The organism is Psychrobacter sp. NPDC077938, assembly GCF_044542635.1.
GTDB lineage: Bacteria > Pseudomonadota > Gammaproteobacteria > Pseudomonadales > Moraxellaceae > Psychrobacter.
On record NZ_JBITUW010000002.1, the window covers coordinates 263,933 to 280,491 of the forward strand.

At 42.3% G+C, this 16,559-nt stretch carries 13 protein-coding genes, 2 tRNA genes and 1 other RNA gene; 8 read left to right on the plus strand and 8 right to left on the minus strand.

The features are described 5' to 3' along the window. Nucleotides 1-142: 142 nt before the first annotated feature. Nucleotides 143-1,546 carry a L,D-transpeptidase family protein gene (locus ACIGBM_RS04620; RefSeq protein WP_379544005.1) on the minus strand — a complete coding sequence of 468 codons (1,404 nt, stop codon included), beginning with the start codon at nucleotides 1,544-1,546 and terminating at the stop codon, nucleotides 143-145. 340 nt (nucleotides 1,547-1,886) lie between these two features. Between ACIGBM_RS04620 and prmB the strand changes: the two genes are divergently transcribed. Next, nucleotides 1,887-3,059 (plus strand): 50S ribosomal protein L3 N(5)-glutamine methyltransferase, encoded by a 1,173-nt coding sequence (prmB, locus tag ACIGBM_RS04625; RefSeq protein WP_101206117.1) that lies wholly within the window; start codon nucleotides 1,887-1,889, stop codon nucleotides 3,057-3,059. Between the two features lie 144 nt (nucleotides 3,060-3,203). Continuing rightward, on the plus strand, nucleotides 3,204-4,307 hold the full coding sequence (gene aroC / locus ACIGBM_RS04630; RefSeq protein WP_394124253.1) for a chorismate synthase: 1,104 nt from the start codon (nucleotides 3,204-3,206) through the stop codon (nucleotides 4,305-4,307). 134 nt (nucleotides 4,308-4,441) lie between these two features. On the opposite strand, the gene ACIGBM_RS04635 is transcribed toward aroC, so the two are convergent. From ACIGBM_RS04635 to ACIGBM_RS04650, 4 genes are all read right to left on the minus strand, one after another. Beyond that, complete coding sequence (locus tag ACIGBM_RS04635; protein WP_298808020.1) at nucleotides 4,442-4,642, minus strand: hypothetical protein; 201 nt, start codon at nucleotides 4,640-4,642, stop codon at nucleotides 4,442-4,444. Nucleotides 4,643-4,877: 235 nt separating this feature from the next. Further along, nucleotides 4,878-6,698, minus strand: a complete 1,821-nt coding sequence (creC, locus tag ACIGBM_RS04640; protein ID WP_397476918.1) for a two-component system sensor histidine kinase CreC — start codon at nucleotides 6,696-6,698, stop codon at nucleotides 4,878-4,880. Nucleotides 6,699-6,714: 16 nt separating this feature from the next. Beyond that, nucleotides 6,715-7,494 (minus strand): response regulator, encoded by a 780-nt coding sequence (locus tag ACIGBM_RS04645; protein WP_397476919.1) that lies wholly within the window; start codon nucleotides 7,492-7,494, stop codon nucleotides 6,715-6,717. Nucleotides 7,495-7,724: 230 nt separating this feature from the next. Further along, nucleotides 7,725-9,089: a glycerophosphodiester phosphodiesterase family protein gene (locus ACIGBM_RS04650; RefSeq protein ID WP_397476920.1), complete on the minus strand. Its 1,365-nt coding sequence runs from the start codon at nucleotides 9,087-9,089 to the stop codon at nucleotides 7,725-7,727. A 452-nt stretch (nucleotides 9,090-9,541) separates the two neighbouring features. Between ACIGBM_RS04650 and ACIGBM_RS04655 the strand changes: the two genes are divergently transcribed. From ACIGBM_RS04655 to ACIGBM_RS04680, 6 genes are all read left to right on the plus strand, one after another. Then, the gene (locus tag ACIGBM_RS04655) at nucleotides 9,542-10,213 is read left to right on the plus strand and encodes an alpha/beta hydrolase (protein ID WP_397476921.1); all 672 of its coding nucleotides are present in this window, start codon (nucleotides 9,542-9,544) and stop codon (nucleotides 10,211-10,213) included. A gap of 85 nt (nucleotides 10,214-10,298) precedes the next feature. Further along, nucleotides 10,299-10,657: a transfer-messenger RNA gene (gene ssrA, locus ACIGBM_RS04660) on the plus strand. Between the two features lie 163 nt (nucleotides 10,658-10,820). Further along, on the plus strand, nucleotides 10,821-11,294 hold the full coding sequence (locus ACIGBM_RS04665; protein WP_397476922.1) for an Arm DNA-binding domain-containing protein: 474 nt from the start codon (nucleotides 10,821-10,823) through the stop codon (nucleotides 11,292-11,294). 389 nt (nucleotides 11,295-11,683) lie between these two features. After that, the gene (locus ACIGBM_RS04670; protein WP_296207979.1) at nucleotides 11,684-11,863 is read left to right on the plus strand and encodes a hypothetical protein; all 180 of its coding nucleotides are present in this window, start codon (nucleotides 11,684-11,686) and stop codon (nucleotides 11,861-11,863) included. 258 nt (nucleotides 11,864-12,121) lie between these two features. Next, a complete protein-coding gene (locus tag ACIGBM_RS04675) occupies nucleotides 12,122-13,150 on the plus strand; it encodes a sialidase family protein (RefSeq protein WP_296207978.1) in 1,029 nt (342 codons plus the stop codon). Nucleotides 13,151-14,044: 894 nt separating this feature from the next. Next, complete coding sequence (locus ACIGBM_RS04680) at nucleotides 14,045-15,673, plus strand: long-chain-fatty-acid--CoA ligase (RefSeq protein WP_397476923.1); 1,629 nt, start codon at nucleotides 14,045-14,047, stop codon at nucleotides 15,671-15,673. A gap of 283 nt (nucleotides 15,674-15,956) precedes the next feature. Here the strand turns inward: ACIGBM_RS04680 and ACIGBM_RS04685 are convergent. The 3 genes from ACIGBM_RS04685 to ACIGBM_RS04695 form a co-directional block, all read right to left on the minus strand. Beyond that, a tRNA-Leu gene (locus ACIGBM_RS04685) sits at nucleotides 15,957-16,043 on the minus strand. 124 nt (nucleotides 16,044-16,167) lie between these two features. Next, nucleotides 16,168-16,241: transfer RNA gene (locus ACIGBM_RS04690), tRNA-Cys, on the minus strand. Nucleotides 16,242-16,422: 181 nt separating this feature from the next. Further along, complete coding sequence (locus tag ACIGBM_RS04695; RefSeq protein WP_211181310.1) at nucleotides 16,423-16,557, minus strand: putative transporter small subunit; 135 nt, start codon at nucleotides 16,555-16,557, stop codon at nucleotides 16,423-16,425. Between the last annotated feature and the right edge of the window lie 2 nt (nucleotides 16,558-16,559).

Below are 16,559 nucleotides of genomic sequence, written 5' to 3' on the forward strand. Positions count from 1 at the left end.
ATATAAAGACAAGCAGTGTTATCGATGTGAAGTGGAACCGCCCATCAGCAAATAAAAAAAGACCTCAATATTGAGGTCTTTTTTGTCGTCATTAGAATTATTTGGCTAACTAGCATCGAAGCTAGATTTAATAAGGTTCTATTTATTGAAGTTCGACAACCGCGCCATTCTCAATATTGGCATATACTTCTAACACATCCCAGTTGGTCAAACGAACACAACCTGCTGAGCCTTGACGGCTGATACCTTCAGGTACTGGTGAGCCATGTAAACCGTAAGATGGCTTAGATAATCCCATCCAAACGACACCGACTGGGTTGTTTGGTCCTGGTGCTATCATGTGAACTTTCTTTTGAGCGCCTTCACCAACGGTTGATTTATACCAAGGCATTTTCACTTTATTGATAATTTTGAACGTGCCTTTTGGAGACGGTGTGGCATCGCTACCAACGGTCGTCGGATAAGTAGCAACCAATTTGTCACCATTGTAGGCATACAACGTTTTGTCGGCTTTGTTGGCGACAACGCGATTGATACGTTGGTTCAGCTTGTCACGAGTATTTAGCACTGTGATAGTCTCGCCAACAGCGTACTTTTTATTTTTGTTAAGTTTGTCTAAGTAACGTACATCCATATGGAAACGTTCACCTAGCATCTCTTTGATATCTTGATAATAAAGACCTTTCATTTTTGACTTCGCTTCTGAACCAGAAGGGGTAGTCGCAAAATTGGTATTGATATCGTCTGCAGTCAACGTATAAGTGACCAGTACAGGTTTGTTCGCAGGAATGTTTTTAATCAAGGCATCCCAAGTTTTTTGATCCATTTTACCAGTCGCTGGCAAGCCTTTCATCGTTTGGAAGTTAACAAGGGCTTTTTTGCTATTCATACCCCAACCGCCATCAATAGGACCAGGAGAAGCATGGTTCCAATCGAGCAGCGCCTGCATTTTGATCGTCATCGCTGAGTTGACTTTCATATTAGGTGACCAAACAGCACCGTTCACTTGCTTGGCATAGTTCGACAAGTTCAGCGTTGTATGTTTCTTACCATCTTTATCTTCGATATTTTTGATGGTTGGGTCATCACTGAAGTCTTGACGCTTCTCACTCTCTGGTAACTCAAAAGCGAGTGGATCAGACGAGTCGATAGATGATAGGTCGCTAGGCGCAGCAACGGCTTGACCTTCACTAATGTCATCGTTACGGTCAGCCTGCTCATCTTTACGCGTTAGTTCTGCTGCACTCATATTGTCAGCAGCTGGGGCTGGCACGTTTTGGTTGGCTTCTTGCTTATTATTGATAAGCTGGTTCATGCTGTCGACTGGTTTCGCTTTCTCTGTATTTAACTGTACAGTAGCAGCGCCATCTGAGCGACTACGGTTCTCTTGCACATTAAGGCTAACCTTTTTGGCAAGACCTGGCATAGCGTCAGCCGTGCGTACTGGCAATGTGCGAGTACTATCGGCAGGTGCAGCAAGTGCGGCTACACTAGCACTTACAGCTGCGATAGATATGGCAGTAATAATTGGCTTTATTTTCATCATATTGAGTCACTTGTGGTTGCTACTAATGCGGCTATTATGCGCATAATTTGATTGCATCGCAAACTTTTGACACATCTTTTTGCATTTAAGACTTGCCAAACGTCAACTGCTGACGTATTCACTACAGTTGGGTAATAATTTAACCAAGGTGTGTATGGCGTCGTGCTCGATTCTTACGCAAACTGTTCATTATTGGCACTATTTTTTGTGCAAGTAAAAATGACAGTTATTGGCGCTATTAGAGGTTTACGTCTATAATGTATGACTGAATTTTATTTAATATAACGATTTTTAGCAAAAAGCAATTTAACCCGCTAGCAGTTAATCCACAAGGTGCGATATGTCAGAAGACCAAACAATGAGTGCAGAAGAGTTTCAAAACCAATACTTCAATGATGAGTCTGAGGGCTTAGACGGTGAGATGGAGTATGATTTAGAGACTGGACTTCTTGGTGAGCACGATGAATTTGCTAACTTACATGCAGAGCTAAACGAAGCACGTGAGCAGCTCGTCAGTATTCGCGACTTTATTCGTTTTTCAGTCACGCAGTTGCGTAACTACGATGTAGTTGTTGCACAAGGCACAACCGATGAGTTTGCAGAGGCGTCAGCCATTGTCCTGCACTCTTTGTCTCTCGATTGGTCTGCCAATGAGCAGATTTTAGACTGTCGTCTGACCACGTCTGAAAAGCAGTTGGTACTAGGACTGTTAGAAGAGCGTATCGCTGAACGTAAGCCACTCAGTTATTTGATTAACTTGTCGTATTTCTGCGATCTGCCTTTTTATGTCGATGAACGAGTTCTTATCCCGCGCTCACCGATTGCAGAGTTGATTCGTCAGCAGTTCCATCCGTACTTTGAAGTTACCGAATTGGCCAAACCACTGGGTGTCAGTCCGAACGAAAAGTCAGCGGTATTTTATGATCATGGCTTGGATGTGAAGCAGTTGTCGCAGCCTGAGCGTATCTTAGACTTGTGCACTGGCTCTGGTTGTATCGCAATCGCGCTTGCTACCCGTTTCGTTGATGCGTTGGTCGATGCCGTCGATATCGATAAAGGCGCATTAGAAGTGGCAATGGTCAACGTCGATCATCATGACCTTGGTCATCAAGTCAACGTAATCGAGTCTGATTTGTTTGCCAAGATACCTGCTGAGAACCAGTATGAGCTTATCGTCACCAATCCACCGTACGTCGATGCGGCTATCATGGCAGATTTGCCGCCTGAGTTCTTATATGAGCCTGAGCATGCACTAGCAGCGGGTCAAGATGGCTTAGATTTGGTACATCGTATCTTATTTGAAGCGCCAGATTACCTTAGCCCAGATGGGTTGCTGATCTGTGAAGTGGGTGACAGCGAATGGGCGCTAAAACAAGCCTATCCTGAAATTCAATTTGATTGGTTGAAGTTTGCACATGGCGGGCATGGTGTCTTTGCGATTACCTATGATGAGCTAGTCTCAAACCGTCAATTGTTTGCCTCTTATGTTCAGCTATTAGATAGCCTTCAATAGACAGATATTAGGTTAAATAGACGTCGGCTTCATGAGCCGAAACTATAAATAACAATACAATCACTCATTAAAATCAGTATAAGCAATGACCATGAGTGATTGGTTACATAGTCATCAGTAGCGTTTACTTGTTTAAGGACAGTTATGGCAGGCAATAGTATTGGGCAGGTTTTTACGGTCACCACCTGCGGTGAGTCACATGGCGCAGGCCTTATGGCCATCGTTGATGGCGTACCACCAGGTTTAACATTATCTGCAGACGACCTACAAGTAGATTTGGATCGTCGCAAACCAGGTACGTCTAAGTATTCAACCCAGCGCCGTGAGTCTGATGAAGTTGAGATTATTTCTGGCGTATTTGAAGGCAAAACCACAGGTACGTCTATCGGTTTATTGATTCGTAATACCAATCAAAAATCCAAAGACTATAGCGATATCAAAGACACTTTCCGTCCTGGACACGCTGACTATACTTATAGTATGAAATATGGCTTCCGTGACTATCGTGGTGGCGGTCGTTCGTCAGCGCGTGAGACGGCTATGCGTGTAGCAGCTGGTGCTATCGCCAAGAAATACTTGCAAGAACGTCTAGGCGTGCAAATTCGTGGTCACGTGACTCAGATTGGCAATGAGCACAGTAATGTCTTAGACCCAAGCCAAATTGACTGGGAGTTTGTAAATAGCAATCCGTTCTTCTGTGCAGACAAAGAAGCGATTGGCCGTTTTGAAACCTTGATTGATAACTTGCGCCGTGAAGGCACCAGTTGCGGTGCGCGCCTTGATATCATTGCGAGCGGTGTGCCAGTAGGCTTAGGCGAGCCAGTATTTGATCGTTTAGATGCAGATATCGCTCATGCGATGATGAGTATCAATGCGGTGAAAGGTGTCGAGATTGGCGATGGGATGGCGGTGGCAGGTCAATTCGGACATAGCGCTCGTGATGAGCTGACCCCAGATGGATTTGCAGCCAATCATGCTGGTGGTGTCTTGGGCGGTATCTCATCAGGGCAAGATATCCGTGTGAGTATTGCTCTAAAACCAACATCTAGTATTACCACTGCTGGTAAGAGCATCAACACTCAAGGTGAAGCCGTCGATATGCTGACTAAGGGTCGTCATGATCCTTGCGTTGGTGTGCGTGCTACGCCTATTGCTGAAGCGATGCTAGCGATTGTAGTGCTTGATCATTATCTACGTCACCGTGGTCAAAACGCCGACGTGAAGCCGCCAGTACAATCGATTACTTAGTATTTTTGTCGTAGAGTAATCAGCCCTTTGTTGTTTCCAGTAGTTTAATACTAGAAATGATAAAGGGCTTTTTTATGTCCAAATAAAATAGAGGTGTTACCTAAATACAATTAATGTATTGAGCGAGCAAGATATCAGGCTGCCAGTTGATATTCATCAATAGCGACGCACTGCTGGTATCGAAATACCAATAACAACCGCTGACTAGGAATCGCTAGCCAATGACCAAACTCAATACTATCGACGCCTTGGCTTGATAAGGTTTGTGCACAGTGATGACGGCTAAAGCCGATTAGGCTCTTGACGATAGGGTTATCCGTTAATTGATGTGACATAGATTTTCTACTCCTAATTTACTTTACGAATTTGACGGTTCAACAGATCTTAGTGCTATCGTAAAACAATGAAGTAGAAATCCTGTGTAGTCATGATGGAAAGTTGATGAATCCATATATAATCATTCCACTATAAAAGTATTACAGCGTTAACCTCGCTTGAAGTATCACATATACATCTGCACTCGGTTGCCTTGTACTACTCTTAAATTGAATCGACTATAAGTTATTATTTTCAGGCTAATGGCAGGGTGATACTAACCATCACACCAGAACGCTGGTTTTTACTAGTATCAGTGTTATCAGTTCTAGCTTTATTAGTGTCAGCTTTATCACCATTGGTACGGACATTATTGATGGCTACCTGACCACCATGATGTTCAATTACTTGCTTCACTAAGGTAAGTCCAAGGCCAGTACCTTTTTTAAGCGTATTACTATTATGGTCAGTTTGCCTCGGCTCAGTCGTTGGATCTGCCGACTCTGTATTTAGGTCATTGATGTTTGTTTGATTCGTCGTTTGGTCCGTTGCCTGATTCATTATTTGAGCTGAGGGTTGGCTTTGATGAGACAAGCTAAAGTAACGCTCAAAAGCTTTTGCGACAGCATATTCGGGTAGCAGCTTACCATCATTGAATATATCGATAGTGACGGTTCGAGTAGTGCTATGCAATGAAATATCAATGGTACGATTTGCAAAGTGTATCGCATTATCAAGCACATTTTGCAGTACCTGTATTAACCAAAACTGGTCAGCATACACGCTGGTCGATGCCAATATTTCTGCTGGCAAGTTTGCAGTATTGGTTACATTCTTATTATCAATATGTATATCGATAGGGTATAGATTCTGCTGTTGCTGCTTGGCGGCATTATCTCTGATCAGACTTTGCAAAAGTGGTAATAGGGGAGTCAGTTGTCGGTTGAGCTTAAAGGTAGGCTGTTCTACTTTAGCAAGCAACAGAAGTCGGTCGATGAGCTGTTGCATCTTTACGCTTTGTTCACCAACCGTCTCAATAAGCATCTGCCGATCTTCATTATCTAGTTTATTGCCATCTAACCCATCGTCCTCTAACAGCTCGCTACTGGCGCGTATGGCAGTCAAAGGGCTTTTTAGCTCATGGGTCAAAGTATGGACATAATCAGTCACATAAGCACGGTTTTCGAGTCGATGCTTCATAGTCTCGATGGTATCTGTCAGGCTATTTAATTCATGACCTAGATAGAAATAGGGCTTTTTAGTGTCTTCTGCCAATGCACTGGTATATTGAGTCACCAAGGTAATACTTTGCTTAAGCCACCATGCTACTAGACCTGCCAGTATAAGGGCAGCGATACTGATAAGTAGGGCGGTGATGAGCATGCGGTTACGTGTGTCATCTAAATAAGGCAATACGCTAGCGACAGGCTTACCAACACTGACCACACCGATGATATCTCCAGACGGATTTTTGATGGGCTGAGCCACATACATGACCGAACCATCGCGCCGCTGATAATCTCGCAGCGTGCTTCTTGCGCCGTATTGTCCCTTTAAGGTGAGATAGACATCGTTCCAGCGTCCATAGTTTTGCCCTTCATTATTATCAGGTTTGGGCAGGGAGTCGTAAATGACTATGCCGCTACTGTCTGTCACATATACCCGAAAGCTACTGTAGCTTTTGGTTTGATCGACAGGACTTAGCGTTTCGTCCATCGCTGGCATGCCGACAAATGCAGCATCAAGTTGCGCTTGATACTCTTCAGCATAGAGCTGCCCTGTAGATAACGGCACCTGTAGACTGGCCGCGAGTAATTTACTGGTGTCTAGAAGCGTGTCTTCGATGACCTGCTGCGCAGTTGGCTTGACGTAGCCAAACAACTGAGTAAACACGACCACGCCGCATATGACGAGCACTAAAGCAACGGCTAGCCAAATTCTAAAAAATATACTTAAATTGAGCAGTCGTTTGTGTTTAGGAGCTTGCTGAGCAGTACCAATAGGATGCAGTTTGGCATACCAATTGCTTTGGTCATTATGAATATCATTCTCAGTAGGATTGGTTTTATTATTCATAAACTAGCAGCCACTGTTAAGCTGGACATAATGCGTAACCCAGTCCGCGATGCGTATGGATGACGTCGATATTCACATCTACCATAGCAAGCTGTTTACGAATTGATTTGATATGACTGTCTATAGTGCGTGCCAAGCGGTGATCAGGATAGTCGCTTACTGCGCTAAGTAACTGCTCACGGCTAAAGACTTGATGCGGTGCTTGCAATAACGTTAGCAAAATTTTGCGTTCTGTATTACTAAGCTCAAGCTTTTGCTCTTGCCACGTTAATGAATAGTTGAGCGGTTGATAATGCCAAACGCCAGATTGGTTCTCAAACGTTAATGCTTGTCCTGAAAGGTTATTCGAGGAAGTATTATCAGTACTTTCATTTGAGTGTGTGGTATGAGAGCCTGACTGCTGAATCAGCTGTTCACGTCGCCAAATGGCTTTTAAACGCGCGACCAATTCACGTGGACTAAAGGGTTTGGCGCAATAATCATCACCGCCCATCTCCAATCCTAGAATACGATCGACCTCATCGCTACGCGCGGTCAAAAACACGATAGGTAAGTCTTTTAAGGCGTCGATATCAGGTGTATGACGTATTTGTTGACATAGGCTCAAGCCGTCACCGTCTGGCAGACCGACATCCATAATGATCGCCGATAGATCTTGTGCTTCATGACTATGCAGCATGGGTAACACACTACTGGCATTATCCAACCAAGTTATCTGCCAACCTTCGCGCTTGCAGGTGACCTTGAGTGACATCGCGATCGCAGGATCATCTTCTACCAGTAAAATATGGGTCATAGTCTCTACATCGTATTATAAGCTTAGTAAATTATCGTAGCACAAAACAGCAGGTTGCTCTTGCTGCCACGAGTTAAATGGTGTGAAAAGTTAATGGAAAAGTAGGGTGCTCAGTAGATAGTATGCGATGTGATTATTTTGATGCATGTAAAAAAGGCCAGCTCAATGGGTAAGCTGGCCTTGGTAATAAAAACTAAGCGTGATTATCTATTAATAGACTAAGCGAAAACCTATTTAAGACCTTTGCAGTTGGCATAGTAGCTCACCGTAGCGGGCCAATCTGAAAAAATGCCTTGGACACCGACATCTTGCGCTAGTACGTCAATATAATTCATCATATCACCGTCATTGTTGATAGCATCGCTAAGACCGCTATAGTACCAATCGCCACCATCGGTTAATGGCCCTGAACGCTCTATCGACCAAGTAATGATTTTTAGACCATTGGCTTTGGCTTGTTTTGCGTATTCTGATGGTTGCATATTTCCCTTACCATCAGTAGTGACTAACAACCAAAGTGCTGGAGCAATGGTGTTAATGCCGCGTGCTTTGATATCAGCCAATGAGTGCTTCCATGTGCTTGCGTCATTTTTATCAAATGTTTTACTCTTAGCGGTCTCATTGCTGTCATCAATCAGATAAACGGCATTAGCCCCATAAGCTGGCTCGTTTTTGATCCAGTAATCAAGATCTTCTATATTGAATGACTGGGCAAATACATCGCTTGCAGGTACATTTGCTGCCTTATAAGTATCTATCAGCTGTTGGCGATAATCGTTCAAACGATAGCCGTTAAACGGCATGGTCACGGCGGGTGCTTTTAGCTCAGGCGTGTGCTTCATACCCAGCTTGCGAGCCAACGCGATATGCTCTTTTAGAGTTAACACTTTGCCGTTTTGCGAGTATAAGTCCGTTCGCCAAGGCGCAGTCGCATTCATATATTCACTAATACTGGTTGCTTTTTTATTGGCAGCATCCATTTTACCCGTCAGTGTTTTAAACTCAGTACCGCTAATATCTGAGGTGCGACATTCGATACTATCGGCATTAGTAAGTTTGCCTGTAGCGTCCAATATGGGCGGCACAGTGCACTGCTTGGCCAGCGGCGTGGTTAGAATATTGGTAGTGGTGTGCAAATCGTTTTGGGCATGACGACAGACAAGCTCACCGTCATTGGTAAAAGCGACATCACATTCCAAGATTCCAGCACCCATTTGTGCTGACGCCACGTAGCTATCATAAGTATGTTCAGGCAGCTGTAATGGCGCACCTCGATGTGCAATAGAGAAGTCAGTCTTACTTGGCAGTTGCCCTTTGCACGCCTGTAGCTCTTCTTTTAGTGGTCCCTCGTCCATATCATTGATCAGGTAAAATGGACGCACTCCATAGGTATATGCGACAGGTGAGGACAATTGTGGCTGTGATTGCGCTGTCGATAAAGGGGCTTTTGATATTAGCGTTGAGCGGCTATCGGTAGTGCAGCCTACTATCAATAATGAGCTGATCAGCGTTAAAGGTAAGGCGATATTAATCTTATTAACCTTAGCCGGCGTCTGCTTACTCAGCTCAAGCGCTGATTTATTAGAAATTGTCATGTAAAATGTTCCTGCAAAATTATAAAAAATCCCATCGGACGTATGGATAGGAATTGAAAGATTAACGTTTGACTATTGGTTGCTACTTGCTGTTTGCTAAAAACCACTAAAGGTCGTGACATTGTTGTAAGAGCCTAGCCTTGTAGGAAATTGGCCTTGTAAGAACTTAGCATTAATGCGGATACAATTGTAGGCACATGTACTAAAGAATAGACAGCTGACAGTATTTGAGCTTTATAGTTTTAAGCTTGATAGTATTGAGCTTATCGGTCGTAAAACCATACGTGTCTTCTTATACTGTTCTTATTTTTGCTATTGTTCGTTTAGTACCTCACTATTGACCATACTCTCAAACTAACAGATGATATTGACCATATAATGACACACACATTATTTTGGCAAAAAATATAGAAATGCTTAAGGCATATCTCACTACATTATTAAGGATAACTATGAGTAACTATTTAGACGCAGTCGTCGTTGAGCATAATCCCTCTCAAAAAAAGATAGATCGCGCAGTGATTTGGCTACATGGCTTAGGTGCTAGCGGTCATGATTTTGAGCCAGTTGTACCGCAGCTTGGCTTGGCTGATGATATGGCAGTACGTTTTATCTTCCCACATGCACCTAAACGCCCAGTCACGGTAAATGGCGGCATGGTGATGCCAGCATGGTACGACATCATAGAGATGAGCCTGGAGCGTAAAGTAGATGTGGCTCAAATTGAAGAGTCTGCTCAGCAGATACAAGATTTGATCAGTCGTGAGATAGAGCGCGGCGTGTTACCAGAGCATATCGTTATCGCAGGATTTTCGCAGGGCGGGGCAGTTGCATATCATGTGGCACTTGGCTATCCAAAACGTTTGGCTGGTTTGATGACGCTCTCTACCTACTTAGCAACCAATGACAATATTGAGTATAATGCTGCCAACAAAAACATGCCGATTTTGATTGAACATGGTTCTCATGATCCAGTGGTACCGGTCATCCTAGGTGAGCAAGCACAGCAGTTATTGTCGGCGAAGGATTATAATGTGTCGTACAATACGTATCCGATGGCACATCAGGTTTGTATGCCGCAAATTCAAAATATCGGCAAATGGTTAAACACTGTTTTGGCGTAAATTATTAAGCTGTAACGTAATGTAATGCAGGCTACTTATAGGTTGAAACCTAACCGATATCTCCTATATAATAGCCAGTCTTATTGGGGATGTTCTGGCTTCGACGCTGGTGATGAAACTCAATGATGCATGTCGAGAGTGTATGTCCTCTCGTTAATCAAACATATATTGTTATAGTCGCAAACGACGAAACTTACGCTCTAGCAGCTTAAACCCTGCTTACTTAGTTGCTGATCACCTACAGTTGGTTAACTAAGTTGAAGCGTCCGCATGTAGGCTCGCCACAAGTGATTGTCTCAATTGCTTGGGTTCAAAAGTAGAGAATCGTCCAATCCATCCTGACTGTCGGATCGGTGCGGATTAAAACTAAAGACAGAAACTAAACATGTAGATTCATGAGCGTAATGCTGGCGGACGCGGGTTCAACTCCCGCCATCTCCACCAAACACTGATAAAGGGCTGACCGTCATAGACTGTTAGCCCTTTATTTTGGGCGTTTTTTGGGTTTTCACTACCTCATAGGGGTATGGCGAACCATATAGAATGTTGGTATTATTGTTGGTATTAGAGTTTATACACACTCTCAATACCAACAAAGGATAGCCCAATGCCCTTAACTCATACCGTCATCAATAAGCTACAGCCTAGTAGCACCTCGATTGATACAAAGCGACCTGACAAGCATAGTGACGGTAACGGGCTGCAATTATGGGTGCGTTACACGGGCGTTAAGTCATGGATCAGCGCATACCGCTGGCAAGGTAAACAGCAAACCCTCACTATTGGTAATTATAGAGATATAGTAGCCCTTCATGATACAACCATACTCGATCTACAAACTGAGATATGGCACGGATCTGAACCATTAACTGGAACAAGCCCACGGCCATACCCTATCGATGCGTTCACAGGCTTACTACAGTATGTTGTTAAGGCAGTAGCACACTATACGCAAGCTCCGACAGCTATTACAAACCAATGCGTTTTAGGGGCACTGGCATACATGGGGCAAGGATTTATTGATACAACACAGACTCATGCTAACCATCCTAATATTAGTGGCAGAGGGCGGAAGCGGTAGCGGCAAGTCACAAGCTATGGAATTAACTAGCTTCAAAGTACGTAAGTACAAAAGCAGCTATATGCTGATTATCTTATTAAGCTATCATCGTGGGAAAATGACAAGGCAAGTCTAAAAGATAAAGAGCTAGCCGACTTTTTAGAATCCAACCCAAAGCCCCAAGAACGTTTTAAAGAAGTAACTATTGAGCCGATACTCGATAAGTTTATTGACGGTAGTATCAGTAATGCTTCATAAATGACAGACAAAGCAGCCCAATTTTTTAATGGTGATACTGCAAGTAATGTCTTATCATCATTGACGACCCTTAATGGTGATGATGAGGTGTTTCGTTTGTGCTCGCTAAAGTCTGCCTATGCAATACGCATATAGATGCCTACAACGTGCGTATGACGCTATTAATACAGGGGCAGTGCTTTATCCTAGAGCTAGCACTAGCTGACCCTATAATGAATGGACAAGGGTTTTTAGCCAGTGCCTTGATTGCATGCCCTGAAGATTTGCACAGTCAAAGAGTATGGTGCGATGAGCAGCGCAATAATGACAACCCTTACTTAATAGACTACTAGACACGCTGCCAGAGCTTAGTTGATACATTATCAGCCAATCTACCCAGTGACAGTATAGGAATACCGAAACGCATTAAAATGCAATAGGAAGATAACGGACTTTCTTGAGTCCATAAAAATAGCATGAAATAAGTAAGCGATATTAATTATAAACAATATGCTTTCAACAGTAGATGATAAAATGTTCTATCGCTTAAACAATGAGGTGTTATCTTGCTAAGTAAGTTGCTAATAGCACTATTTCTTGGGTTTTCATCAATGACAGTTTTAGCAGATGAAAAAAATCAAGATTTGTGCGTAAGTTTTAATGATGCGTCACACTTAGGCTCAAATAGCTATCGCAGTAAAATTATCTACAACGAGAATTACGATGCATTTCCTTACGCAACCAAAATAGGCAACAGTATTGTCGGTATTTTTAGCACTGGTACTGCGCACGCAAAATCAGATAAACAGGTTATGTTTAGATCAGATGACGGCGGTGACACATTTAGACTCAAAGACTTTTTTATCAATGACGACCAAACTTATGATTTTAGCCTAATAGCTGATTTACTAAGCGAGGGGAAATCGGTTGATTTGAAAGTTTGGAACTTGAGAAAAAATGCAGGTTTAGTTAAAGCAACAACTACGAGTAAAGCTGATGGGTATTCTATTTGGTCAACACCTAAGAATGCAGGGACTAGGCTCTATCGTACTGGTTATAACGCTAAAACTTGGCAAACCGCGTTGCTTGAGTCATTAGATGGTGGTATTACATGGAGATTTAAGAGTGTCATAGCTCCTGCGACAGCAGGTAGGCAGTTTAGTGAGGCTGACATTGTCAACACACATTCAAACAACTGGATTGCTTATATTCGTGAAGATAAGGGTAAGCATAATAATCTTTATAGCTCAATTTCTACCAATAATGGTAATACGTGGTCAATTCCTACAGCTTTAGACCCTAAGCTCATCAATGGCCGTCAACCAAATTTGACTAAACTAGATGATGGCTCGATTATTCTAATCACAGGTGATCGAACAGGCAAATCAGGTTACGCAGGCGGATCAGGCGATATAGTTTATGGCAACGATACGACAGGTATAACCATCTTTAGAAGTACAGACAATGGCAAAACATGGTCAATTAGAAAAAGAGTAAGCCCGATTTATAGTACTGATGGTGGTCAGCCTTTTGTGGTTGATTTGGGCAGAGGAAAGATATTTATCGTATGGTATGCACGCAAGACAACAAAGGGTAAGCCATCAATTAATAGCTGCACTGTTGATATTAATAACTTGTGAAAAGGAATAGAAAAAGCAAGATTGTCGTGAAAGTGAGTATAAATTGATACACAAGTTATTCTAACCTTGGAAAGTTTGAGATAGTTTTTGATGTCCATAAAAAGAGCACGAAATAATTAAGCTAAGATAGGACAAAGTAAAATCACCTAATGATTTAGATAACATTTAGAGATAACGACCATGCGCACATTGAGCGACTATATACATCTAAGCATTAAAGCCTGCCGTAACAGCTACAAAGCAATGAAGCCCACAGCATGGCAATGAGCTATGAATATAAGGGCAAGACATATCGCTATAACATCGAGCTATTAAAGACTCAATGCAACTATGACAGTTATCGGTAGTGTTTAGCGCGATTCAACCCCATGCAAGAAATTTCCAAGTAAGAAATAATATTCCTAAGTTGCTAGCACGTTCAGCATAACTTTAATATTGCAAATAATTACAAAATAATATTTAGTTGATAGGGTTGGCATTGAATAACAGCAAAATAAAAAATGATTGTTGGTATTATGGTTGGTATCGTCTATTTTTAAATTATTAATAATGTTTATTATCAGGTATTTATAACTATAGTTTAGTTTCCGCCATCTCCACCAAATATTAAAAATCCGATCACTTAGGTGGTCGGATTTTTTTTGTCTAAATTTTATGGTTAATTAAAGAAACAATGATACCAATGAACTTTTAATGAGAAAGTAAAAACTATTTATATAGAGTAATCATCAAGCCTTTGAAATTGAATCACAATTTTTCGTTGCCTATGGAGAACATAATATTAACTTGTCTTAAAGAATAATTCTGATTATTCTTAGTTGAGGCCTATTCTTCGCATCAGGCGATGCAGTAGCAAGAATAAGCGGACTTTCAAATAACTACAGGGAATGTATTATGTTAGGAAAAATGATGTATCAGCCATTGCTGATCAGTGGTCTAATCGAACACGCTGCCCGTTATCATGGTGATACGGCGGTTTTGTCCAAAGAAGTCGATGGACAGATGACTCATACCAATTGGCGCACTGTCTCAGATAACTCAAAACGATTGGCCAATGCATTGGCTACACTGGGACTTAAATCATCAGAACGCATAGCAACTTTGGCTTGGAATAATCGTCGTCATTTAGAAGCTTGGTATGCGATTTCAGGTAGTGGCATGGTTTGCCATACTATCAATCCACGTTTGTTCCCCGAGCAGCTTAGCTACATTATCAATGACGCTGATGATCGAGTACTGTTTTTTGATACTACTTTCCTACCGCTAATTATGGCAATCAAAGAGCATATCAAAGGTGTTGAACACTTCATTTGTCTAAGTGATCGAGATGATAGTATCGTAGAAAAACTGCCTAATGTACTGTTCTTTGATGAGCTATTAGCAGAAAATTCTACTGATTTTGACTGGCCCCAATTCGATGAAGCGACCGCCAGCTCTTTATGCTATACATCCGGAACTACCGGTAACCCTAAAGGGATTTTATATACACATCGCTCTTCTGTGCTGCATGCTATGGCGTTATGCATGCCTGATGTCTCCGCGCTCTCTGCACAAGACGTTTTGCTACCCGTCGTACCGATGTTCCATGTCAATGCGTGGGGCACGCCTTACGCGGCTGCCTTGACTGGTTGCTCTCTCATACTTCCTGGTCCAAATCTCGATGGTGACAGCCTAGTATCTCTCATTGATGATTGTCATGTCACAGTTGCTCTAGGGGTTCCAACGATTTGGCAAAGTCTATTGACCGCTGCCAAAGCCAGAGGCAGTAAGCTTGATAGCATGACGCGTACCATCGTCGGAGGAGCCGCATGTCCACCATCGGTAATCAAAACGTTCAGAGAAGATTTCAATTGTGATGCAGTGCATGGTTGGGGCATGACAGAAACCAGTCCACTTGGAGCGATGAATCAAATAAAAGCCAAGCATAAATCGCTGAGTAAAGATGAGATTAATGAGTTGCGTAATTCTCAAGGTCGTCCGCCCTACGGCGTTCAGCTACGTCTCATAGATACTGATGAGCCGCTACAGCGAGTCGAAGAAGATGGTATGTCTCAAGGTCGTTTACAGATCAAAGGGCATTGGATTATCAATGATTATTACACAGAAAATCCTGATGCGATAACTGAAGACGGTTGGTTCGACACAGGGGATATTGCAACCATTGATGCTGATGGCTATATGAATATTCGGGATCGCTCAAAAGATTTGATTAAATCTGGTGGGGAGTGGATATCATCAGTAGAGCTAGAGAACATCGCAATCGCCCATCCGCAGATAAGAATGGCGGCCGCTATTGCTGCAAAGCATAAAAAATGGAGCGAACGTCCAGTATTGATTGTGGTGAAAGAACCAGATTCAGAAATCGATGAGTCGCAAGTACTGGGCTTTTACGAAGGTAAAATTGCCAGCTGGCAAATGCCCGACAAAGTCATATTTGTAGATAATATCGTCCTAAATGGTGCTGGGAAAATGGTCAAAAAAGACCTGCGTGATGACTATAGCAATATATTGTTGGATAGTTAATTTAGCTGTCAAAAACAAAAATTGATAATGCTACCTGCAAAACCAAGTTTGTAATCTGGTTAGATTTCTCTAAGAATACTGGTATAGGTGAATAGAGCGTTTGAGGTGCTCATCATCTATATCGCTTATCATGATTATTATTTCAAACGAGCATTGAGAGATTAATGTACATCAGATGCACAGATTGAGATAGATAGATCAGGACAGTATAGAACGCCAGATACAACAAAGCCCCTGATGTCAGGGGCTTTGTTGTTCTATAAGATAGTATAGGACTATATAATGGTACCCGGAGCCGGACTTGAACCGGCACGCTATTGCTAGCGAGGGATTTTAAATCCCTTGTGTCTACCAATTTCACCACCCGGGCAAAACTTGTTTTATCTAAAACGTAAACTAGCTGATAGACCATCTAGTTACTAGATAAGTGGTCGCTATTATAATCGGTTGTGATAATAATGCAAGCCAAAATTAACGTAAAGTTAATAAATAATTGGAGGCTGGAGTCGGAATCGAACCGGCGTTAACGGAGTTGCAGTCCGCTGCATGACCACTCTGCCATCCAGCCAATCAAGGTCGCCTATATTAGCAAAAATATAGTAAATTACAAGTCCTTTTTTCGTTAAAAACAGCTTATTTACTATCTTGTCTATATTTAGCCCTAATTTCAGGACATTTATGCTATTAATAGGCTTTTCCAAGCCATCAGTAACCCAGTGTTTAATGATGATAATTTAAAATATAATACGCTAAACAATATCTCTATTGTCACGTTTAGCACTTTTCACATCGCGATAAGTGGCCGTGCAAATTAATACGAGTACGCCAAGAGTAATGGCAGGCCAAATTAAGATATATAAGCCGTAGATAAAAACGTTGTCCATGA

What these genes read in the sequence shown, in the direction of transcription:
- ACIGBM_RS04620 (WP_379544005.1), bottom strand. Translation starts at nt 1,546, where the DNA reads ATGATGAAAATAAAGCCAATTATTACTGCCATATCTATCGCAGCTGTA.
- prmB (WP_101206117.1), top strand. Translation starts at nt 1,887, where the DNA reads ATGTCAGAAGACCAAACAATGAGTGCAGAAGAGTTTCAAAACCAATAC.
- aroC (WP_394124253.1), top strand. Translation starts at nt 3,204, where the DNA reads ATGGCAGGCAATAGTATTGGGCAGGTTTTTACGGTCACCACCTGCGGT.
- ACIGBM_RS04635 (WP_298808020.1), bottom strand. Translation starts at nt 4,642, where the DNA reads ATGTCACATCAATTAACGGATAACCCTATCGTCAAGAGCCTAATCGGC.
- creC (WP_397476918.1), bottom strand. Translation starts at nt 6,698, where the DNA reads ATGAATAATAAAACCAATCCTACTGAGAATGATATTCATAATGACCAA.
- ACIGBM_RS04645 (WP_397476919.1), bottom strand. Translation starts at nt 7,494, where the DNA reads ATGACCCATATTTTACTGGTAGAAGATGATCCTGCGATCGCGATGTCA.
- ACIGBM_RS04650 (WP_397476920.1), bottom strand. Translation starts at nt 9,089, where the DNA reads ATGACAATTTCTAATAAATCAGCGCTTGAGCTGAGTAAGCAGACGCCG.
- ACIGBM_RS04655 (WP_397476921.1), top strand. Translation starts at nt 9,542, where the DNA reads ATGAGTAACTATTTAGACGCAGTCGTCGTTGAGCATAATCCCTCTCAA.
- ACIGBM_RS04665 (WP_397476922.1), top strand. Translation starts at nt 10,821, where the DNA reads ATGCCCTTAACTCATACCGTCATCAATAAGCTACAGCCTAGTAGCACC.
- ACIGBM_RS04670 (WP_296207979.1), top strand. Translation starts at nt 11,684, where the DNA reads ATGACGCTATTAATACAGGGGCAGTGCTTTATCCTAGAGCTAGCACTA.
- ACIGBM_RS04675 (WP_296207978.1), top strand. Translation starts at nt 12,122, where the DNA reads ATGACAGTTTTAGCAGATGAAAAAAATCAAGATTTGTGCGTAAGTTTT.
- ACIGBM_RS04680 (WP_397476923.1), top strand. Translation starts at nt 14,045, where the DNA reads ATGTTAGGAAAAATGATGTATCAGCCATTGCTGATCAGTGGTCTAATC.
- ACIGBM_RS04695 (WP_211181310.1), bottom strand. Translation starts at nt 16,557, where the DNA reads ATGGACAACGTTTTTATCTACGGCTTATATATCTTAATTTGGCCTGCC.